The organism is Kocuria sp. MNB10, assembly GCF_054073685.1.
Genome location: NZ_CM133411.1, coordinates 1,316,561 through 1,336,426 on the forward strand (window position 1 = coordinate 1,316,561; position 19,866 = coordinate 1,336,426).

Below are 19,866 nucleotides of genomic sequence, written 5' to 3' on the forward strand. Positions count from 1 at the left end.
CCGCCGTGTCGCGGGGAGTCGACGCCGCCTGGTGGCCGGCCGACGCCGCGTCACAGCAGTGTGCGCCGCGTCACGGGACGCGCGTGTCGGAGGTGTCAGTCGTTGAAGTCGGCGGGGTCGGGGCCGAGGCGCCCGTCCTCGCGGGACAGCCCGCTGATCCGCTCGATCTCGTCCTGGCTCAGGGTGAGTTCCTGGGCGTCCCAGTTCTCCTGGATACGCTCCGGGGTCACGGACTTGGGGAACACCACGTTGCCCAGGGCCAGGTGCCACGCGATGATGACCTGCGCGGGGGTGGCGTCGTGGGCGCGGGCGATCTCACCGATGGTCTCGTCCTGCAGCTCCGCCTTGCCCTGGCCCAGCGGGGACCACGCCTCGGTCACGATCTGGTGCTGGGCGCCGATCTCGCGCAGGCGCTCCTGGGTGAAGTACGGGTGCAGCTCGATCTGGTGCACTGCGGGGACCACGCCGGTGTCCAGGACGTCCTGCAGGGCCTTCTCCGTGAAGTTGGAGACACCGATGGAACGCGCCTTACCGGACTCCTTGATCTCCTGGAACGCCTTCCAGGTCTCCACGTACTTGCCCTTCTCGGGCTGCGACCAGTGGATGAGGTAGAGGTCGACGTAGTCCAACCCGAGCCGTTCGAGGGACGCGTCGATGGCCTGCAGTGCGGAATCGTGGCCCTGGTCGTCGTTCCACAGCTTGGTGGTCACGAACAGTTCCTCGCGGGGGATCCCGCTCTTGGCGATCGCACGACCCACACCTTCCTCATTGCCGTAGATCTTGGCGGTGTCGATGTGTCGGTAGCCGATCTGCAGTGCCTTGCTCACGACGTCCTCGGCGACGTCCGCCGCGACCTGCCACACCCCGTACCCGAACTGGGGGATGGTGTTTCCGTCGTTGAGCTGCACGGTCTGGTTGGTGGGCATGAGGGCAAATCCTTTCGTTGACAACTACCGCTCAGTCAACTGCCTACCGGGTGGTTCTGACAAGCCCTTTACGTTCTGGGTGAAGTCCCTGGTGGGGGCGGGTATCCCGGCGGGAGGCCCCGCGGAAACGTGATGGAATAGGGGTATGCAGTTCAATTTCCGGCGCGTCAAATCCCCCGCTTACCTCACGTCCGTGGGTCTCCTGCTCATCGGTCTGCTGTTCGCCCTGGCCTCGGTGGCCGTGGCCGCCTGGATCTTCTTCCTCCTGGGTATCGCCCTGAACGTGGTGACCGTGAGCGTCACGGACGTTCCCGATTCCTCGTCCCGCGCCCGCGGTGCCGGCACCCGGGTGGTCGTGGAGCCCGAGGCGGACACCGAGCAGCACGCGGCGGTCCCACCCGCCGGATCGTCTCCCGCGGGTTCGTCGTCCCTGCGCCGGGACGAGGAGTGGGTCCGGGACGCACACGAGGGTTCCCGCCAATGACCCTGCCCTGGCAGTGTGCCGTCGTTCCGCGGCACCGGAGCTGATGACGACGGCGCGGTATGGGACCCTGCCCCGCGGTCAGTTCATGGCCGCGGCGCGGTAGATCTGCTGCACCGTCAGTTCGGGCAACCGGGTTTCGATCCCCACCGTGTTCTCCGGGTCCGAGCGCAGGTAGCGCACCGGCCCGTGCGATCCCACGGTGAGCTTCTCGGCGTCAGCCAGTGCGTAGACCGCGTCCAGCACGGCGGTGAACGCCGGGCCCTGCGTGGGGTTCACGCGCAGGGTGAGGTGGGCGGTCACGGTGTCCGAGACGCCGTTCTCGTCGAAGGGGGACTCCACGTCCAGCTCGCGTACGATGCCCACACCGTGGCCGATCACCCCCGGCAACCGCGCGGCCAGGTGGCCCCGGGCGCGGGCGAACGCGCCCCGCAGCACCGCGACCCAGGACAGCGCGGCCAGCGCGAGCACCACCGCGATGACCCCGAGCCACAGCCCGTTACGGGTGTCCGTGTACCGGATGGCGCTGAGCACCACCACGAGCGCGGAGACCAGGGGGATCACCAGCAGAAGGGACGTGGCCCACTTCTCGCGCAGGGTGGGCTTGACGGAGAGGTCGGGATCGGCCCCCGGGGCCCCGGTGCCGGTACCCGCGGAACCGGTCCCTGCGGCGTCGTCCGACGCGGGTACGCGGCCCAAGTGGCGCATGGCGGCGGCATCGAACGCGCGGTCGTCAACGGTCACGGGCGCGGGCCAGGTGTCGTGGGAGTCCATGCCTCCCATTATGGTGGCATGGACGTCCAGGAGAGGTGGCCCCGTGCTCGCAGTCGATCCACGCCCCGAGCGTTCTGTGTCCGCCCGTGCGTCCCGCGCGGGACTGCTGCTGGTCGGCGTGCTCCTGCTGGGGGCCAACCTGCGGGCGGGGATCACCGCGGTGGGCCCGGTGCTGCCGCAGATCGAACACGAGGTGGGATTGAGCGCGTCGCAGGCGTCGCTGCTCGTGAGCCTGCCGCTCGTGGCGTTCGCCGTGATCTCCCCCTTCGCGCCGCGACTCGCGGAGGCATTCCGGCTCGAACGGGTCCTGGGTCTCGCCCTCGTGGTTCTCGCGGCGGGCATCGTGGTCCGCTCGGTTCCCGGGCCCGGGCTGATCTGGGTGGGCACGGGACTGCTGGGCGCGGCGATCGCGGTGCTCAACGTGCTGATCCCGTCCCTGATCAAACGTGACTGGCCGCACCGGATCGGCCCCATGACGGGTGTGTACCAAGCGGTCACGGCGCTGACCGCGGCGCTCGCTTCCGGTGTGGTGGTCCCCATCGCGGACGTCGCCCCGTCCGGCTGGCGGTTCGCACTCGGGATCTGGGCGGCCGTGGCGATCATCGGCGTGGCCGTCTTCCTGCCGTGGATCCTGGGGGTGGCCTCCCGGGTGGGCTCGGGCACTGCCGCTCCCCGGGCTGCGGCCCCCGGCCCGGCGGCCCCCGATGCGACGGGGCCTGGTTCGCCGACTCCGGGTTCAGGAGCGGACGACGACGCCGCACCGGCGGTTCCCCCGGCCGTCACCGCGTCCGTTGCACGTTCCCGGGCCCGGCTCCCGCTGGGCTCCGCCCTGGCCTGGCAGGTGACCGTGTACATGGGGCTGCAGTCCACCGTCTACTACACGATGGTCACGTGGCTGCCGACGATCCAGATCTCCGACGGCGCTACCCCGGTCCAGGCCGGGTGGTACCACTTCGCGTTCCAGGCGTGCGGACTCGTGGGGACTCTCTTCGCCGCGTTCATGATCCCCCGGCTCCGGGAGCAGTCCGGTCTGGGTGCGGTGTTCGCTGCCTCAGCGGTGATCGGTCTGCTGGGTCTGCTGTTCGTCCCCTCCCTGTCCCTGTTGTGGGCGCTGTTCATCGGGTTCTGCACCGGCGGGGCGATCGTGCTGGCCATGGCCCTGTTCGGGCTGCGCACCACGGACTACCACCGGGCTGCGGCCCTGTCCTCCATGGCGCAGAGCGTGGGGTATCTCTTCGCCGCGCTCGGCCCCGTGATGATCGGGTTGTTGGAGGACGCCTCCGGGTCCTGGACCGCACCGCTGCTCGTGATGGTCGGGGTGGCCGTGGCACAGGGCGTGTTCATCGCGCTCGCGGGGCGGCGTCGCACGCTGGGTGCCTGAGCGGTCGGCGTGGGGCGGGGTCACCCAGGTCCTTAGATACACGAGATATTTGCTGCGTCAATATATGCTCACTACACTCGTGAGTATGGAAGAGACAAAGTGGCTGTCAGAGGACGAGCGGGAAGCGTGGCTCGCGCTCGTCTCCATCATGTTCCGCCTGCCGGGTGCCGTGGAGGGGCAGTTGCGCAGCGAGGAGGACATGTCACTCGCGGAATACCTGGTGCTCGCCATGCTGTCCGAAGCCCCGGACCACCGGCATAAGATGTCCGCTCTGGCCACGGCCACGAACACGTCCCAGTCCCGGCTCTCGCGAATCGTCGCGCGGATGGAGAAAGACGGGTTGGTCACTCGCGCGGGCCGTCAGGACGACCGCCGCGTGGTGATCGCGGAGATCACCCCCGCGGGACTCGAACGTTTGCGTGAGGCTGCTCCCGCCCACGTGCGTCATGTGCGGGAAATCGTCTTCGACCGACTGGCCCCCGAGCAGGTGGGCCAACTCAGTGAGATCGGCCGCGCCCTCAACCGCGGCTCCAATACCCGCGGTGCCATGGGGCTGGACTGCCCCGCGTGATTCCCTGACCCGGGGATACAGTTGCGAGCGTGAGTATGCAGAGCGCCCACATGGCCATGTGGCGGACCATGAAGGGGCAGGAGAACAAGGGCCGCAAGATCAGCGGTGAAACCGTGCGACGCATCATCACGTTCGCGCGTCCCCACCGCCATGCGATCCTGGCGTTCGTCCTGGTGTCGGTGGCCCTGGCCGTTCTGGGTGTGGTCACGCCCGTGCTGGCCGGGCGGGTGGTCAATGCGATCACCGGCGGGCACGACGTCTCCGTGGTGGTGTGGCTCGCGGTGGCCATCGCGGCGGTAGCCATCACGGACGCTGGACTGTCCCTGCTGAACAGGTGGCAGTCCTCACGAATCGGTGAAGGGCTCATCTACGATCTGCGCACCGCCGTGTACGACCACGTGCAGACCATGCCGCTCGCCTTCTTCACCCGCACGCGCACCGGGGCTCTCGTGTCCCGGCTGAACACGGACGTGATCGGCGCGCAGCGCGCGTTCGCCGGGACCCTATCGGGTGTGGTGTCCAACGTGGTGTCCCTGCTGCTGACCGTAGGGGTCATGGTCACCATCTCGTGGCAGGTCACCGCGCTGTCCCTGCTGCTGTTGCCCATCTTCCTGATCCCCGCCCGGGCCATGGGTGGCCGGTTGGCCGCGTTGCAGCGTCGCTCCGCCCAATACAACGCCCAGATGTCCACGCGGATGACCGAGCGGTTCTCTGCCGGTGGCGCCACCCTGGTCAAGCTCTACAGCGATCCCGCGCAGGAATCGCGGGAGTTCGCCGCCCGCGCGAACGACGTCCGGGGAATCGGGATCCGCGCGACCATGTTGCAAACCACATTCGTCACCGCCCTGACCCTGGTCTCCGCCCTCGCGCTGGCGCTCGTGTACGGCGTGGGCGGAGCGCAGGCCTTGCTGGGCCACCTGGACGCGGGCTCGGTCGTGGCCTTGGGCATGCTTCTGACCAGGCTGTATACCCCGTTGACCATGTTGGCGAACGCCCACATGGACATCATGAGCGCGGTGGTCAGCTTCGAGCGCGTCTTCGAGGTCCTGGACATCAAGCCCCTCATCACCGAGAGCCCCGAGGCGCGTGCCCTGCCCGAGGGGCCCGTGGCCGTGGAGTTCGATCACGTGCGCTTCTCCTACCCCTCCGCGGACAAGGTCTCGCTCGCGTCCCTCGAGGACGTGGCCGTCCTGGATTCACGCGGCGGCGAGGAAGTCCTGCACGACATCGACTTCCGGGCGGAACCCGGCCACACCGTGGCCCTTGTGGGGTCCTCCGGGGCCGGGAAGTCCACGATCGCGCAGTTGGTCGCGCGGTTGTACGACGTCGACTCGGGCGCGGTCCGGCTCGGCGGCCAGGACGTGCGGGACACGACCTTCGAATCCCTGCGCCGCTCCGTGGGAATGGTCATGCAGGACGGGCACCTGTTCCACGACACGATCCGCGCGAACCTCGGTGTGGCCCGGGAGGGGGTCACGGACGCCGAGCTGTGGAACGCCCTGGAGCGCGCTCGGTTGCGGCACGTGATCGAATCCCTCCCGGACGGTCTGGACACCGTGGTGGGGGAGCGCGGCTACCGGCTCTCGGGTGGCGAGCGCCAGCGCCTCACGATCGCTCGCTTGCTGTTGGCCCAACCCCGCGTGGTGATCCTGGACGAGGCGACCTCCGCCCTGGATTCCACGAACGAGGCCTACGTGCAGGCGGCACTCGACGAGGCGATGTCCGGGCGCACCGCCGTGGTCATCGCGCACCGGCTGTCCACGATCCGCCAGGCGGACCAGATCCTCGTGATCGAGGCCGGCCGAATCGTGGAGCGCGGTTCCCACGAGGAACTGCTCGCACGCGCTGGCCGCTACGCGGAGCTGCACGCCACGCAGTTCGCGGCGGGCCGCAAGGACGACGCCGCTACCCGGCTCGATGACGCCACCCGGCCCAAGGAAGGCGCCGGACCGGCGTCGTCGGCGTCGCTGGAACGCGGTACGGGCCGGGGCTGAGGCGTGCCGTCCTGGGAGGGTCTGGGCTCCGAACTGGGGATCACGTCCGCCCATGCGATCGTGGTGGTGCTCTCCGCGGTGGGGATCTACGTGGCATTCCTCGTCTTTGTGCGGATCTTCGGCCAGCGGGTGCTCACGGCCATGTCCACGTTCGACGTGGTGATCACCGTGATGCTGGGTGCCGTGGCGGGGCGCGTGATCCTGGGGCACCCGCCGACACTCATGAGCGGGGTGCTGGGACTGGGCACCCTGTTCCTGCTGGAAGTGGTGTTCGGCCACCTGGGCACGCGGGCTCGGTGGCAGCGCGTGTTCAATTCACCCGCCCGCCTGCTCATGATCGGTGACCGCGTGGACGAGCACGCCCTGCGTCGCGCCCACATCACGCATTCCGAACTCAACGGGGCACTGCGTCGGGCGGGGGTGCGCTCCTACCGCGAGGTGGCGTGCGTGCTGCACGAACCCGGGGGCGGGATCAGTGTGCTGCGTCGGGGGGTTCCCATCGACCGGAGGATCCTCGCGGACGTGGCCGGGGCGGACCGGATCCCGGAGGAGTTCCTGACCGAGGACATCGGGGACGCGCCACTTGATGCGCCACAGGATCGGTGAACTCACTGATGGGAACCCGCCCCAGTGGTGCGGGGCGAAGTCCCAGGGATGCTCTATAGCAGGCTCGGTTGGTGGAACCTCGTAGAAAGAGAATGTCATGGAATTTAAAAGCCCGATCACAGTTTACTGGCCCTTCACAGATGAGCATGGGTAGGGGTCTTGCGCCACGGCCGGTGTCCGCCGGCGGCGAGCAGGGCGCGTAGGCGGTAGTTGTCGAAGTTCCGGAAGCCGCGGGCGACCCGGCGCATCGTCTCGATCACCCCGTTCACGGCCTCGGTGGGCCCGTTGGAGGCCCCGGCGGTGTCGAAGTAGGCCAGGATCGCGGCCTTCCACCGGCGCAGGGTCCGCCCGAGCCGGGCGATCTCCGGGATCGGGCAGGACGGGAAGGCGGCAAGGATCTCGGCGACCAGCCGGCGGCCGGTCTCGGGGCGGGCGTGGTAGATCGCACGCAGCTTCTGATAGCAGTGCCAGGCCAGGGTCACCTCGTGGTGCGGGTCCCCGGCCTCAAGCTTGGTGTTGAGCCGGGTGATCTGTTTGGCGGTGAGGTGCTCGGCGCCGATCTGCAAGGTGCGGCGGATCCCGTAGAGCGGGTCCCCGGCCCGGCCCCGGTGGCCCAGGGTGTCCTGCTGCACCCGACGACGCACCTCGTCCACGACCTGCCCACCGAGTTTCACCACGTGGAAGGCGTCCAGGACGGTGATCGCCTCAGGGAGTTCGTCGCGGATGGCGTTGGCGTAGCCGTGGAACGGGTCCAGCGTCGCCGTGCGGATCCCGCTCGTGAACGCCGGACCCTGCTCGGTGAGCCAGTCGCCGTAGGCCGCCCCCGTGCGCCCCTTGACCAGGTCCAGCAGTCGCGCCCGGGGCCGGCCGTCCTCGCCGCGGGAGTGGTCCACGATCCCGGTGACCAGCCCGGTGCCGGGTGGACCCACGTGGCGCCACACGTGCTCGTCGACACCGAGGGCGTCCACCCCGGCCAGCCGATCCTCCGCGGCCAGCTGGCCTTCGATGACCGGGGCCACGGCGTGCCAGACGGTGTTCCAGGCGACTCCGAGCATGTCCGCCAGGGCGGAGACCGCGATGTCGTGGGAGCGCAGCTGCGTCACCGCCCAGGCGATCGCGCGGGTGGTGAGCTTGGCCCGCGGCGCGGCCAGCTCGTGGACCTCGCTGAACGTCACGACCTCGCAGGCGTCCTCCCGGCACCTGAAGATCCGCTTGCGCCACACCACCCGCACGGGCACCCCAGCGCAGGGCAGATCGTGGAGCACGACCTCCCGGCGGCCGTGGCCGGTGGCGAGCACCCCGCAGGACGGGCACCCCACCAGCGTCGGAGAAGTCTCCACCACCACGGTGAACGAGCGTGGTCCGCGTTCCACGGCCCTGACATGGACGTCGGGCAGGTCGAAGAGCGCGCACGCGGGCGCGCAGATAGCATGAGACACGTCGAGGCCTTCATGGATCGGGTTGCTTGGTCGCTACCCATCCTGGAGGCCTCGACCTCTACCCAGACCTCACAACACACCCCTCGAGACGCCCACGCGCACACCGCTACCCATGCTCATCTGTGAAGGGCCACTTATTCATCTAGGCTGAATCCATGGCTCTCGAATATCGGACTTCCGGGGAATCGCCTGATGTCACCCGGCTCGTGACCACCCGGCTGCCCACCCGACATGGGGAATTCGCACTGCTGGGCTACCGGGATGCCCGCGGTGTCGACCATGTCGCGCTCACCCGTGGCGAGCCGGCGGCCGGCGGGGGGCCGGCGCCGCTGGTTCGGCTGCATTCGGAATGCCTGACCGGCGATGCCCTGGGTTCCTACCGTTGCGATTGCGGGGAACAACTCGACGCCGCCCTGGGAGCCATCGCCGCGGCGGGTCGTGGCGTCTTGATCTACATCCGCGGACACGAGGGCCGCGGCATCGGCCTCATCGACAAGCTCAGGGCCTATGCCCTGCAGGATTCAGGCATCGACACCGTGGACGCGAACACCCATCTGGGTTTGCCCGTCGACGCCCGCGACTACGACCAAAGCGCCCAGATCCTCCGCGAATTGGGCATCGAACGGATCCGGCTGCTGTCATCGAACCCCGCCAAACAGGCGGCCTTGGAAGCACTCGGCATCGGTGTCGAGTCACGGGTGCGGTTGAACGTCGCGGACCGCCAGGAGAATTCCGGCTATCTCGCCACGAAGCGGGCCCGAATGCACCACGATCCGCCGCCTGGGCGAAATGCCTGGGATGTGCTGGTCTCGGGCCACCTCCCGGGTGGCAGCCTATCTACCGAGGAAGAAGCGCTGCTGCTGCGCTACGGACCACTGGTCGAGGCCGGCCCGCGCCTGGTGATCGGCCAGCTGGGGCAGAGCCTGGATGGGTTCATCGCCTCGCGGACCGGAGATGCCTGTTTCGTGACCGGAGAACCGGATCGCAAGCACCTGCACCGCCTGCGGGCTTTGGTCGACGCTGTGCTCGTGGGGGCAGGCACCGTGGCGGCCGACGATTGCCAGCTCACGGTGCGCGCCGTCACGGGCAACCATCCCGTGCGCGTCGTCGTGGATCCGCAGGCGCGCATCCCGCGGACCGCCAAGGTGCTCACCGATGCGAGCAGTCGAACCCTGTGGCTGGTCGGCACCGACACCGCGGTCCCGGAGCCGTTGGCGCCGCACGTGAGCGTGCACCGGTTGGACTCGGTGCGGGGATTCGAGCCCGCGTCCATCCTCGCGCTCTTGGAAGGCCAAGGCCTGGGCCGGGTCCTCGTTGAGGGTGGCGGGCTGACCGTGTCCAGGTTTCTGCACGCCGGAGTGCTCGACCGCCTCTACATCACCAGCGCACCCCTACTGGTGGGTGACGGTGTCCCCGGAATCCGCTTTGATGGAACCGATGCGCTGTCCGGGGCCCTCTCCGCTCCGGTGCGTCGTTTCGTCCTGGGCGAGGACATCTGCACGGAGTTTGATTTCGCCGCGGCGCGGACGACGGCGTCGGCCACTTCGCACCAGGCGGATCAGCAGGACCGCTAGCCCGGGCAGTACCGACACCAGCGCGAGGAGCCCATAGGCCACCGACACGGCCACGCCTTGCTCCGGTGGATGGCCGAGGGCCATGAACCCCAGGGCGGCCGCGCCTTCCCGCGGCCCCCAGCCGGCAACATTCAGCGGGATGGACATCCCGCCCAGGGTGATGGCGGCCAGCACCGGGATCTGTCCCGCCGCCAGGTGGGGTGCCACCGCGAGGCAGGCCATCAGGAACATCACGGCAAACGCGCACCATCCCACCACCGACAACCCCAACACCTGGCCGATGTCCCTCTGGGGCAGCCGGCGCAGCCACGGCCAAGCCGCAGCACCAGCGGCCACGGCCACCAGCAACCCGATCGCCGCGGCCGCGGGCCAGGCGAACAGCAGTGCGATCCCCGCGGCCAGGAAAACCACCGAGGTGCCGGCGAGCCGCTCGGCGGAGACGGCGCCGACGCTGCTCTTGATCGTCTCGCGGCGCCGCTCGTGGCCCACCGGTCCTTGTTCGACCGCCCGCACCGCGTCGCCGGCCAACCCTCCAGGGAGCACCGCGTTCAGGAATGCCGCCTGCCAGCAACGCCCGATGGCCGCGCGCAGGCCCAGTTCGATGCCCTGCCCCCGGGCCACCAGCCTCCACCGCTGGGCTTGGACCACCACACCGGCCGTCCCCATGGCCAGCGCCCCGATGGAAGCCGGCCAGGACAGCACCCCGGCTGCCGCAACGAAGGGCCCCCTCCCCCACAGCAGGGCGGCCCACACCAGCAGTGCCGCCGCGACGGCGACCTGCAGCAGGGACAGTGCAATCCTTCGGCGGTTCATGCCATGACCGCCCCTCAGTGCGGGGGCAGGCACAACAGGTCCCGGTGGCCGACGGTGAGGTGCAAGCGCCCCGTTCGCACCTCCGCCAGCCGGTCCGCCAGCCAGGTGGCCACCGGGGAGGCCAGGGCCGGATCCTGTTCCACGACGGCTTCCGCCCGGTCACGGAGGTATCGGTCCATCAGGTCCCTGTCATCGGAGCCCAGTGCCCACGGGGTTTCCGCGGTCTGCACCTGCATGCCTCCGGCGCGGAGCCGTTCGGCTGCCTGCCCGACAGCGAGGGGGCCGGCAAGACCGTCGCGCCCCTGATGGACGTTGAATGCCGTGTTGACCAGGGCATCCGAGGGATGGACCGGGCTCAATTCCACATCCCCGACGACGCTGAGGCTGAGCAGTGCCGGGATGTTCCGGTCCACCAGGTAGTCGCAGAGTCCCTCCAGCTGCGGCATACCCAGCAAGTCGAGTACTGCGGAACAGGTGAGGAGGACGGGGCCGTCGGCGTCCCGTCCCAGCGTCGGCAGGTCCTCGATTCCCGCGACGACGCGGTCGATGTGCTCCACGGGCCCTCCGCCGGGTTGCGGGATGAGTCCCAGCAGGTCGGGATCATGGTCCAGCAACGTCCATGTCTGCCTGAACCGCAATCGCGGTGCCAGCCAGGCCAGGTTGGCGCCGGTCCCCGCACCGATGTCGATGACGTGTACCGGAGCCGCCGCCCGGGAGGGGGTGAAGTGGTCGGCCAGCGCATCCAGCAGCGGGCGCGAGGCTTCCCGGGCCCGCTCGTCCGCCGGCCGCCTCAGGGCCAGCCAGTCACTGGCAATGGGCCGCTCGGGGCGGCTCACGGGCCGAGGATTCGTAGCATGTCGATCGCCGCGTCGTGCCATGTCGGCATTCTATCCCGGGCGAGTATGGCGGCATTCCGCCAGCTGTTGCGACGGGCGGGGTCCTGGAGCCAGGAACGCAGCACCGCTTCGAGGCCGACCGGATCGTTCGGGGCTGCCGCGGCACCTGGTAGCGAACCCCCTCCAACGGCCAGCGCCTCTTCCGATCCCGTACCGGCCCCGACGATCGCGGGAATACCGCGGGCGAGCGCCTCGGTCACGACCATCCCAAAGGTCTCCTCCCGGGAAACCAGCAGCAGCAGGTCCGTCGCGGCCCAGATCGCGTCGAGTTCGGGGCCGGTCCGGGGCCCGGTGACGTGGACCCTTCCGGGAGCGAACGCGGATGCCGCGTGCTGCCGCACCCGGCGTGCATAGCCGGGCTCCGCGGCGCCGGGGCCCACTAGCATCGCCCGCCACGGCAGTGATTCAAGTGCCGAGAGGGCATCCAGCAGGGTGAGTTGGTTCTTGCGCGAGGTGAGCGAGGCCAGGACCAGCAGTTGCGGTGGGTTGCTGCCTCGGGCCAGCGGTGCGGGGTCCGTGCCGGGGGGCACCACCCGGGTCGGCAGTAGACCGTAGCGGGCCACGACGTCGCCGGCAGCCCACTCGCTGGTGCAGATCACGGTGTGAGCCGCCTGCAGGGCCCGGCGTTCCCTGGCCTCCACGCGGGCCCGGTCCGCGGGCGGCACGCTGCCCTCGGCCAGCAGGGACAGGTGGAACAGGACGTGCACCCGTGTCCCCCCGGCGACAGCGGCCTCCACTTCCGCGGGGGCCGCCGAGGCGATGATCCCGTCGAGGACGACCTGTGCACGACCTGCCAGGGTGGCGCGCAGCTCGTGGAGATCCGACTGCCCCGGGCGCGGCCAGCGTCCCCCGACCCCGCAGACGGACACGGTGCCGCCTGCCGCCCGGAGCGCGCGCGTCAGGGCCTCGTTGTACGCCGTCCCCCCGCTGGGGCCGGTGAGCCCCGCAGGAACCACGAACGTCGTTTCGCGGGGCTCACCCGAAGTCGACATCATGGGATGCCCAGGCATCGGGGTGCTCGCGCAAGAGCACCTCCAGGCCGGCGAACTCCGAGGTGTCAAAGTGCCGGCACAGTTCCTCGCTGATGTGCCCGGCGATGGCCTCCGTCGTGCTCAGCCGGCCGGCAAAGGCCGGATGCTCATCCAGGTTGGCATAGCGCAAGGACTCCAGGACCGCGGAAAGCATCGAGGACGCGGCCCCGATATCCATCACGACAGACTGTGGCCCGAGCTCGCGGCGACGCCAGGTCACCTCCACAACGAGGGTCGCACCATGCAGCGCTTGGGCGGGGCCAAAGAACGGATCAGGGAGGCTATGCGCGATCATGACGTGGTCGCGAACTGTCAATCGATACATGCGTACGACCCTAGCGACCGGAAGGGGAATCGGGATACCTGATGGCCCGGCAGAGCGAGGGCAGGACACCGCTGGAGAGGTCGGCCATGACGCCGGGCAAGTCATCGAAGTCCGACTCCCCGCTGATCAGGGCATCGAATGTCGGGTCCGCCAGCAGCTGCATGACCAGTTGCATGCGGGAGGCGTGGGTGCGGCGGTGGCGGCGCGCGCTGCCAATCATGGACACCTGGCTGGCGCTGATGCGCAGCCGGCGCGCGTGAAAGCCGGCCCCGAGGGGTACCTGCGGGGACTGGGAACCGAACCACGACAATTCGACCAGGTCGCCTTCGTCGCCGAGCAGTTCCAGCCCCCGGGCCAGCCCCGCGGCGGTGGTGGACGCATGGTAGACGATGTCGCATTCGCCGTCGGCGGCCCCTGGTTCCACCGCGTCCACGCCCATGGACCGGGCCAGGTCGCGCTTGGCCGGGTCCGGGTCAACGACTTGGAGACCGGCCAGCGGAAACCGGCTCAGCAACACGGCGAGCGACGCGCCGATCATCCCGGCGCCGAGGACCGCGATGCGGTCCCCCGCGCACGGCGGAACATCCCACAGTGCGTTCAGCGCAGTCTCCACCGGACCGGCCAGGATGGCACGGCGGCTCGGTACATCAGCGGGCACCGCCGTCAGGGCGTCCAGCGGCACCACATAACGGTCCTGGTGCGGATGCAGGCAAAACACCCGGTGTCCCACCCATTCCGGCGGGCCGTCGTCGACGACGCCGACCGATAGGTATCCATACTTCACGGGGTAGGGGAATTCCCCTTCCTGGAAGGGCGCCTTCATCCGGACGGCGACCTCCGGGGGGACCTGGCCCCGGTGCACCAGCATCTCGGAACCCCGGCTCACCCCCGAGTACAGGCTCCGTACCAGCGCCTCCCCGCCCTCCGGTGGACGCAAGCGCGCCTGCCGAAGTTCGCCTGCCTCGGGCGCGGTCGTCCAATATGCGGTGCTCTCCATCGGCTGCGGTGAATCCATGGTCCGATTATGCCCACACGGCCAGGAACACCGCAGTCCGGGGCGGTCATGAACCCCCGCCGCCGGGCGCCACGCCGGTAGACTCGCCACGCAATACCCGACGACCACGGAGGATGCCGATGCGCCGCTCGACGGCCCGGATGCGGCGACAGGCGCTCGTTGATGCGCTCTGCGCCCTGGTGGGCTCCGTGGGGCTGGGCATTGTCCTGGTGCAGTTCGGACAGGCCTCCTCATGGGGAAGCGTCGCGGCGGTGGCCAGCGGACTGACACTCGTCCTGGTTGCCGTGCTGATCGTCGTGCGGCGCAACCCGCTCTTCTCCACCCTGGCGGACCGGGTGACCCTCAGCCGGGCCGTGCTCGGCGGCGGATGCACCACGATCGTCGTCCTCGCCGCCCTCGGCACGGCCCCGCACCGCTCGTGGTGGCTGGTGCTGCTGGCTGCCCCGGCGGTGCTGCTGGACGCCGTCGACGGGTGGGTGGCCCGGCGCACCGGCACCGCATCAGTCCAGGGTTCGCGCCTGGACATGGAGACCGACGCCGCCCTGATGCTGGTGCTGTGCGTGCCTTTGGCCTTCACCCTGGGGCCGTGGGTCCTGGCGATCGGCGTGATGCGCTATGCGTTCGTGGCGCTCTCGTGGTGGCGCCCTGCGTTGCGGGGGCACCTGGAGTTCAGCCAATTCCGCAGGGTCGTGGCAGCCATCCAGGCGGTGGTCCTGGTGGTTGCCTTGGTCCCGTTGGTCCCCGAGCCGGCGGCGCAGGTTGTCGTGGCGCTCAGCCTGGCCCTCCTGGCCACGTCCTTTGCGCGCGACATCATCAGCCTCGAACGCGGTCACGGCTCCAGTCGCGGCCAGGCCCCCTCCCCTGCCGGCGGAGCCGCGGCCCCGGGCACGGAATCTGTGGGCCGCTAGCGGGGCGCCTGGCCGAAGGCGTGCCTGCGGATCCAGGCGTGCATGGCGATGGCGGCGGCGGAGGCGGCGTTGATCGAGCGGGTGGAACCGTACTGCTCGATGCTCAGCGTGGCCTTCGCCGCAGCGTGCACCGCCGGGCTCAGCCCGGGGCCCTCCTGGCCAAAAACCAGCACGCAGCGGCGCGGCAGCTCGTAGGTCTCCAGCTGCTCGGAGTCCGGGAAAATGTCGATGCCGATGACCTCCAGCCCCTCCTTCCGCGCCCAGGCGGTGAACTCGTCCACGGTCGGGTGGTGGCGCACATGCTGGTACCGGTCGGTGACCATCGCCCCGCGACGGTTCCAGCGCCGTCGTCCGATGATGTGGACCTCCTTGGCCAGGAAGGCGTTGGCAGTGCGCACCACGGTGCCGATGTTCATGTCGTGCTGCCAGTTCTCGATGGCAATGTGGAAGTCGTGCCGCCGGGTATCCAGGTCCGCGACAATGGCCTCGTGCAGCCAGTAGCGGTACCGGTCGGCGACGTTGCGCCGGTCTCCGTCGCGCAACAGGACCGGATCCCACTGGTCCCCGTCGGGCCATTCGCCCTCCCAGGGCCCCAGGCCCACCTCGGGCGGTGCCGCGGCCTCCCCGGCGGGCTGCGGTTCACCGGTCGGGGCACTGGGTTGCGTCGATTCGTCCACCGTCCCAGCGTAGTGCGTGGCACCGGGCCCCGGCGCGGCGGGACCGGCAACGGGCGCGGCCGCCGGGCAGGTGGCAGACTATGCGCTGGAGGTGGTCATGGCCATTGTCGATAACGGGATCTATGTCAACGGGCACCGGGTGCAGGATCCGGCGGAACTGGGTCACACGGTGCAGCAGATGCGCGAGCATTCGGGGATGGCGTGGCTGGGGCTCTACCGGCCCAGCGAGCAGGAGCTGCAGGCGGTCGCCGGCGAGCTGGGGTTGCACGCGCTGGCCGTCGAGGACACGCTGAAGGGCCACCAGCGGGCCAAGCTGGACCACTACGGGGACCATTCGCTGCTGGTATTGCGCCCGGCCCGCTACCTGGACGACGTCGAGAAGGTCGAGTTCGGCGAGCTGCACGTCTACATCGGCGAGGACTTCGTCGTCACGGTCCGGCATGCGGAGTCCCCCGACCTGGCCAAGGTCCGGCACCGCATGGAACAGGAGGAGCCCGAGCTCCTGTCCCTGGGGCCGCGCGCCGTGCTCTACGCGGTGGTCGACCAGGTGGTGGATGAGTACGAACCGGTCGTCGACGGGCTCTCCAACGACATCGACGAGATCGACGACCAGCTCTTCTCCGGCAACCCGAACGTGTCGCGGCGCATCTACGAGCTCTCCCGCGAGGTGATCGAGCTGCAACGGGCGACCCTGCCGCTGGAACGCCAGCGCCGGAACATCTTCCGCAACGCCGTCGGCCTGAGCGTCGTCGAACTGCGACGCAAGAAGAACGCCGGGCCGTGGGACTACGTCTGCGGGGCCCACAAGAATCGCAGAATCACCCTCGACACCGAATTCGAGCTGACCGGACCAGCTGCAGGATCCGAGCTTCTGAAAACCAAGCGGGACCGCCGCGCACGCTTCGTCGAGGGCACGCTGGGAAACTGCTCCGGCGGAACCACCCCCTGGGGAACAATCCTCTCCGGCGAGGAGAATTTCAACGGCTTCTTCCGCACCCCGGGCACTTCCGTCGAAGACAAGCGCTATGGCTTGGAGAACAAGGCCACCGGCATGGGCTGGGAGCTCGAGGATCCGCGCTTCGACGCCCGCGGCAAGGACTTCGCCAACGAGCCCCACCGCTTCGGCTACATCGTCGAAATCGACCCGGAGGATCCTCGTTCGACGCCCGTCAAGCACACCAGCCTGGGCCGCTTCAAACACGAAGGCGCCAACGTCATCGTCGCCGACAGCGGGCACGTGGTTGCCTACATGGGCGATGACGAGCGGTTTGATTATCTCTACAAGTTCGTCTCCAAGCGCAAGTACCGCAAGAACGACCGCCGCCACAACATGACCTTGCTGACCGAAGGGGACCTGTATGTGGCCCGGTTCTCCGGTACCTCCGAAAACGAGATCGACGGATCCGGCGACCTCCCCTCCGACGGCAAGTTCGACGGTTCCGGCCAGTGGCTGCCGCTCGTCGAGGACGGCAAGAGCCGAGTCAAGGGCATGGGCATCGAGCAGGTCCTGGTCTTCACCCGTCTGGCCGCCGACGCGGTCGGGGCCACCAAGATGGACCGTTGCGAAGACGTGGAACCGAGCCTGAAGTCCGGCAAGGTCTACATCGCGTGCACCAACAACTCCAACCGCGGCGTCGGCGCCAACGCGCAGGCCGATGAGGCCAACCCGCGGACCGAGAACCGCGATGGACACATTGTGGAAATCACCGAGCGCCGCGGCGACCACACCGCCACCCGGTTCAATTGGGACCTGCTGATGCTCTGCGGCGATCCCGCCCAGGGCGATGCGACCTACTTCAGTGGCTTCCCCGCGGACCAGGTCTCCCCGATCTCCTGCCCGGACAATGTCGCGTTCGACTCCGAGGGAAACCTCTGGATCTCCACCGACGGCGCCCCGGACGGCATCGGCTACAACGACGGCTTGTTCAAGGTCACCGTCGACGGCAAGAACCGCGGCAAGGTCGAGCAGTTCCTCTCGGTCCCCCGCGACGCCGAGACCTGCGGTCCGGTCATCCACGACGACGACTCCATGGTCTACGTTGCCGTCCAGCACCCGGGAGAGGAGGGCTCCTACTCCGAGATCCACTCGTACTTTCCGGACTACGTCCCCTCGGAGGCGCGCCCGGCGCCCGGCGAGGCCAGCGCCCCCCGCCCGTCGATCGTCCAGGTGTACCGCCCCTCGGCGCAGGCCGGTACGGGCCGGTAGACGGCCCGCGGAAGGCGGCGGAAAAGGGGCTGTTCCCCTAGATGATTAATTCCTATTGGTTTCAGTGGTCGTAGGCAGTCAATGAGCGTTTGTTCGGCGCGTTGAGGCGCCAGTTGTGCCAGATGCCCGCAGCCAAGGCGAGCAGGCGTGAACCGACGCGTGCGTAGACGCCGGCGATGGTTCGCCCTGCGTGCTCTTCGAGCGTGAGCTGGCCCTTGACCGTGTCGAATACCGATTCGATCCATTGACGGGTGCCGCTGAGCTTTCCGAATCTCTTGGCTTCGCCCTTGCGATCCGGGCGAATCAGCGTAGCTGCTGCTTCCTCGCTGATGAACGATTCGAACTCCTTTCCGGCGAATCCCTTGTCCGCCAGGATGGTTTGGCCCGGTCGCACCAGGCGGTGGTCGTGGCGGATGAGGGCTTCGGTGACTTCACGTTCGCCGATCTTGGGATTGGCCAGCCCCCAGATAATGGGCCCTTCACAGATGAGCATGGGTAGCGGTGTGCGCGTGGGCGTCTCGAGGGGTGTGTTGTGAGGTCTGGGTAGAGGTCGAGGCCTCCAGGATGGGTAGCGACCAAGCAACCCGATCCATGAAGGCCTCGACGTGTCTCATGCTATCTGCGCGCCCGCGTGCGCGCTCTTCGACCTGCCCGACGTCCATGTCAGGGCCGTGGAACGCGGACCACGCTCGTTCACCGTGGTGGTGGAGACTTCTCCGACGCTGGTGGGGTGCCCGTCCTGCGGGGTGCTCGCCACCGGCCACGGCCGCCGGGAGGTCGTGCTCCACGATCTGCCCTGCGCTGGGGTGCCCGTGCGGGTGGTGTGGCGCAAGCGGATCTTCAGGTGCCGGGAGGACGCCTGCGAGGTCGTGACGTTCAGCGAGGTCCACGAGCTGGCCGCGCCGCGGGCCAAGCTCACCACCCGCGCGATCGCCTGGGCGGTGACGCAGCTGCGCTCCCACGACATCGCGGTCTCCGCCCTGGCGGACATGCTCGGAGTCGCCTGGAACACCGTCTGGCACGCCGTGGCCCCGGTCATCGAAGGCCAGCTGGCCGCGGAGGATCGGCTGGCCGGGGTGGACGCCCTCGGTGTCGACGAGCACGTGTGGCGCCACGTGGGTCCACCCGGCACCGGGCTGGTCACCGGGATCGTGGACCACTCCCGCGGCGAGGACGGCCGGCCCCGGGCGCGACTGCTGGACCTGGTCAAGGGGCGCACGGGGGCGGCCTACGGCGACTGGCTCACCGAGCAGGGTCCGGCGTTCACGAGCGGGATCCGCACGGCGACGCTGGACCCGTTCCACGGCTACGCCAACGCCATCCGCGACGAACTCCCTGAGGCGATCACCGTCCTGGACGCCTTCCACGTGGTGAAACTCGGTGGGCAGGTCGTGGACGAGGTGCGTCGTCGGGTGCAGCAGGACACCCTGGGCCACCGGGGCCGGGCCGGGGACCCGCTCTACGGGATCCGCCGCACCTTGCAGATCGGCGCCGAGCACCTCACCGCCAAACAGATCACCCGGCTCAACACCAAGCTTGAGGCCGGGGACCCGCACCACGAGGTGACCCTGGCCTGGCACTGCTATCAGAAGCTGCGTGCGATCTACCACGCCCGCCCCGAGACCGGCCGCCGGCTGGTCGCCGAGATCCTTGCCGCCTTCCCGTCCTGCCCGATCCCGGAGATCGCCCGGCTCGGGCGGACCCTGCGCCGGTGGAAGGCCGCGATCCTGGCCTACTTCGACACCGCCGGGGCCTCCAACGGGCCCACCGAGGCCGTGAACGGGGTGATCGAGACGATGCGCCGGGTCGCCCGCGGCTTCCGGAACTTCGACAACTACCGCCTACGCGCCCTGCTCGCCGCCGGCGGACACCGGCCGTGGCGCAAGACCCCTACCCATGCTCATCTGTGAAGGGCCAGATAATGGGCATGCCATCCGGTGCGCTGATCAGATAGAGCCGGAAGCCCCAGAAATAACGTGAATGGGAGGCGCAGTAGCCATAGGACGCATGCCCGGCGAGATCGGAACGCTTGGCAGTCTCGCGGCTCTTGCCGCAGGGCACCGGAGTGGAGTCGAGCAGGCGCAGGTCCTCGTGCCAGGAGGGTGTGTCGCGGGCGAGTTCGGTGATGACCGCAGCTATCAGGACACCGGCGGCGCGGACGCGTTTGTTGTAGCCGGATTGGGGGCTCATCATAAAGCAGGGTGTAGCGGTGTCTTGAGCTGTGCGGCGCGTCGATACGTGGATGGGGG

17 protein-coding genes and 3 pseudogenes are annotated in these 19,866 nt (G+C 69.1%); 9 read left to right on the top strand and 11 right to left on the bottom strand.

Going from position 1 to position 19,866, the window contains the following annotated elements:
- Positions 1-95: 95 nt before the first annotated feature.
- Positions 96-926: an aldo/keto reductase gene (locus ACW9PK_RS05920; RefSeq protein WP_085108198.1), complete on the bottom strand. Its 831-nt coding sequence runs from the start codon at positions 924-926 to the stop codon at positions 96-98.
- A gap of 145 nt (positions 927-1,071) precedes the next feature.
- Here ACW9PK_RS05920 and ACW9PK_RS05925 point away from each other — a divergent pair, with 145 nt between their 5' ends.
- Positions 1,072-1,410: a hypothetical protein gene (locus ACW9PK_RS05925; RefSeq protein WP_144932800.1), complete on the top strand. Its 339-nt coding sequence runs from the start codon at positions 1,072-1,074 to the stop codon at positions 1,408-1,410.
- A gap of 78 nt (positions 1,411-1,488) precedes the next feature.
- On the opposite strand, the gene ACW9PK_RS05930 is transcribed toward ACW9PK_RS05925, so the two are convergent.
- Positions 1,489-2,181, bottom strand: coding sequence for a hypothetical protein (locus tag ACW9PK_RS05930; RefSeq protein ID WP_457017040.1), 693 nt, complete (start codon positions 2,179-2,181; stop codon positions 1,489-1,491).
- A gap of 43 nt (positions 2,182-2,224) precedes the next feature.
- On the opposite strand from ACW9PK_RS05930, the gene ACW9PK_RS05935 reads away from it, so the two are divergent.
- The 4 genes from ACW9PK_RS05935 (at position 2,225) to ACW9PK_RS05950 (ending at position 6,733) form a co-directional block, all read left to right on the top strand.
- Positions 2,225-3,562, top strand: coding sequence for a CynX/NimT family MFS transporter (locus tag ACW9PK_RS05935; protein WP_457017042.1), 1,338 nt, complete (start codon positions 2,225-2,227; stop codon positions 3,560-3,562).
- An 85-nt stretch (positions 3,563-3,647) separates the two neighbouring features.
- On the top strand, positions 3,648-4,133 hold the full coding sequence (locus ACW9PK_RS05940) for a MarR family winged helix-turn-helix transcriptional regulator (RefSeq protein WP_064846950.1): 486 nt from the start codon (positions 3,648-3,650) through the stop codon (positions 4,131-4,133).
- Positions 4,134-4,162: 29 nt separating this feature from the next.
- Complete coding sequence (locus tag ACW9PK_RS05945; RefSeq protein WP_457017045.1) at positions 4,163-6,127, top strand: ABC transporter ATP-binding protein; 1,965 nt, start codon at positions 4,163-4,165, stop codon at positions 6,125-6,127.
- 3 nt (positions 6,128-6,130) lie between these two features.
- A complete protein-coding gene (locus ACW9PK_RS05950; RefSeq protein WP_085108210.1) occupies positions 6,131-6,733 on the top strand; it encodes a DUF421 domain-containing protein in 603 nt (200 codons plus the stop codon).
- 134 nt (positions 6,734-6,867) lie between these two features.
- Here the strand turns inward: ACW9PK_RS05950 and ACW9PK_RS05955 are convergent, their stop codons facing one another.
- Positions 6,868-8,172 (bottom strand): ISL3 family transposase, encoded by a 1,305-nt coding sequence (locus ACW9PK_RS05955; protein WP_457015429.1) that lies wholly within the window; start codon positions 8,170-8,172, stop codon positions 6,868-6,870.
- 155 nt (positions 8,173-8,327) lie between these two features.
- Here ACW9PK_RS05955 and ribA point away from each other — a divergent pair, with 155 nt between their 5' ends.
- A complete protein-coding gene (ribA, locus tag ACW9PK_RS05960) occupies positions 8,328-9,746 on the top strand; it encodes a GTP cyclohydrolase II (protein WP_368845101.1) in 1,419 nt (472 codons plus the stop codon).
- A 63-nt stretch (positions 9,747-9,809) separates the two neighbouring features.
- On the opposite strand, the pseudogene ACW9PK_RS05965 reads toward ribA, so the two are convergent.
- The 5 genes and pseudogenes from ACW9PK_RS05965 to ACW9PK_RS05985 all read right to left on the bottom strand — a co-directional run.
- Positions 9,810-10,559, bottom strand: a pseudogene (locus ACW9PK_RS05965) (lysylphosphatidylglycerol synthase transmembrane domain-containing protein); the annotation flags it as partial.
- Between the two features lie 14 nt (positions 10,560-10,573).
- Positions 10,574-11,395: a class I SAM-dependent methyltransferase gene (locus ACW9PK_RS05970; RefSeq protein ID WP_343902889.1), complete on the bottom strand. Its 822-nt coding sequence runs from the start codon at positions 11,393-11,395 to the stop codon at positions 10,574-10,576.
- Positions 11,392-12,450, bottom strand: coding sequence for a glycosyltransferase family 4 protein (locus tag ACW9PK_RS05975; RefSeq protein WP_343902890.1), 1,059 nt, complete (start codon positions 12,448-12,450; stop codon positions 11,392-11,394). Before ACW9PK_RS05975 ends, ACW9PK_RS05970 begins: the two co-directional genes overlap by 4 nt.
- Positions 12,431-12,811, bottom strand: coding sequence for a 6-pyruvoyl trahydropterin synthase family protein (locus ACW9PK_RS05980; RefSeq protein WP_343902891.1), 381 nt, complete (start codon positions 12,809-12,811; stop codon positions 12,431-12,433). The genes ACW9PK_RS05975 and ACW9PK_RS05980 overlap by 20 nt, the downstream gene beginning before the upstream one ends.
- Before the next feature lie 10 nt (positions 12,812-12,821).
- Positions 12,822-13,826 (bottom strand): zinc-dependent alcohol dehydrogenase, encoded by a 1,005-nt coding sequence (locus tag ACW9PK_RS05985; protein ID WP_343902892.1) that lies wholly within the window; start codon positions 13,824-13,826, stop codon positions 12,822-12,824.
- A 119-nt stretch (positions 13,827-13,945) separates the two neighbouring features.
- On the opposite strand from ACW9PK_RS05985, the gene ACW9PK_RS05990 reads away from it, so the two are divergent.
- Complete coding sequence (locus ACW9PK_RS05990; protein ID WP_368845102.1) at positions 13,946-14,734, top strand: CDP-alcohol phosphatidyltransferase family protein; 789 nt, start codon at positions 13,946-13,948, stop codon at positions 14,732-14,734.
- Here ACW9PK_RS05990 and ACW9PK_RS05995 read toward each other — a convergent pair.
- Positions 14,731-15,411 (bottom strand): TrmH family RNA methyltransferase, encoded by a 681-nt coding sequence (locus ACW9PK_RS05995; RefSeq protein WP_372711353.1) that lies wholly within the window; start codon positions 15,409-15,411, stop codon positions 14,731-14,733. The two genes, ACW9PK_RS05990 and ACW9PK_RS05995, sit on opposite strands and share 4 nt — an antisense overlap.
- Positions 15,412-15,427: 16 nt before the next feature.
- Here ACW9PK_RS05995 and ACW9PK_RS06000 point away from each other — a divergent pair, with 16 nt between their 5' ends.
- Positions 15,428-17,617 (top strand): alkaline phosphatase PhoX, encoded by a 2,190-nt coding sequence (locus tag ACW9PK_RS06000; RefSeq protein ID WP_368845103.1) that lies wholly within the window; start codon positions 15,428-15,430, stop codon positions 17,615-17,617.
- A 61-nt stretch (positions 17,618-17,678) separates the two neighbouring features.
- Here ACW9PK_RS06000 and ACW9PK_RS06005 read toward each other — a convergent pair.
- Positions 17,679-18,092 (bottom strand): annotated as a pseudogene (locus ACW9PK_RS06005) (transposase); the annotation flags it as partial.
- A 130-nt stretch (positions 18,093-18,222) separates the two neighbouring features.
- Here ACW9PK_RS06005 and ACW9PK_RS06010 point away from each other — a divergent pair.
- Complete coding sequence (locus ACW9PK_RS06010) at positions 18,223-19,527, top strand: ISL3 family transposase (RefSeq protein ID WP_457015429.1); 1,305 nt, start codon at positions 18,223-18,225, stop codon at positions 19,525-19,527.
- A gap of 4 nt (positions 19,528-19,531) precedes the next feature.
- Here the strand turns inward: ACW9PK_RS06010 and ACW9PK_RS06015 are convergent.
- Positions 19,532-19,798: pseudogene (locus ACW9PK_RS06015) on the bottom strand (IS982 family transposase); the annotation flags it as partial.
- Positions 19,799-19,866: the final 68 nt, after the last annotated feature.

Coding starts and splice junctions, on each gene's coding strand:
- ACW9PK_RS05920 (WP_085108198.1), bottom strand. CDS start 926: ATGCCCACCAACCAGACCGTGCAGCTCAACGACGGAAACACCATCCCC.
- ACW9PK_RS05925 (WP_144932800.1), top strand. CDS start 1,072: ATGCAGTTCAATTTCCGGCGCGTCAAATCCCCCGCTTACCTCACGTCC.
- ACW9PK_RS05930 (WP_457017040.1), bottom strand. CDS start 2,181: ATGGACTCCCACGACACCTGGCCCGCGCCCGTGACCGTTGACGACCGC.
- ACW9PK_RS05940 (WP_064846950.1), top strand. CDS start 3,648: ATGGAAGAGACAAAGTGGCTGTCAGAGGACGAGCGGGAAGCGTGGCTC.
- ribA (WP_368845101.1), top strand. CDS start 8,328: ATGGCTCTCGAATATCGGACTTCCGGGGAATCGCCTGATGTCACCCGG.
- ACW9PK_RS05975 (WP_343902890.1), bottom strand. CDS start 12,450: ATGATGTCGACTTCGGGTGAGCCCCGCGAAACGACGTTCGTGGTTCCT.
- ACW9PK_RS05980 (WP_343902891.1), bottom strand. CDS start 12,811: ATGTATCGATTGACAGTTCGCGACCACGTCATGATCGCGCATAGCCTC.
- ACW9PK_RS05985 (WP_343902892.1), bottom strand. CDS start 13,826: ATGGATTCACCGCAGCCGATGGAGAGCACCGCATATTGGACGACCGCG.
- ACW9PK_RS05990 (WP_368845102.1), top strand. CDS start 13,946: ATGCGCCGCTCGACGGCCCGGATGCGGCGACAGGCGCTCGTTGATGCG.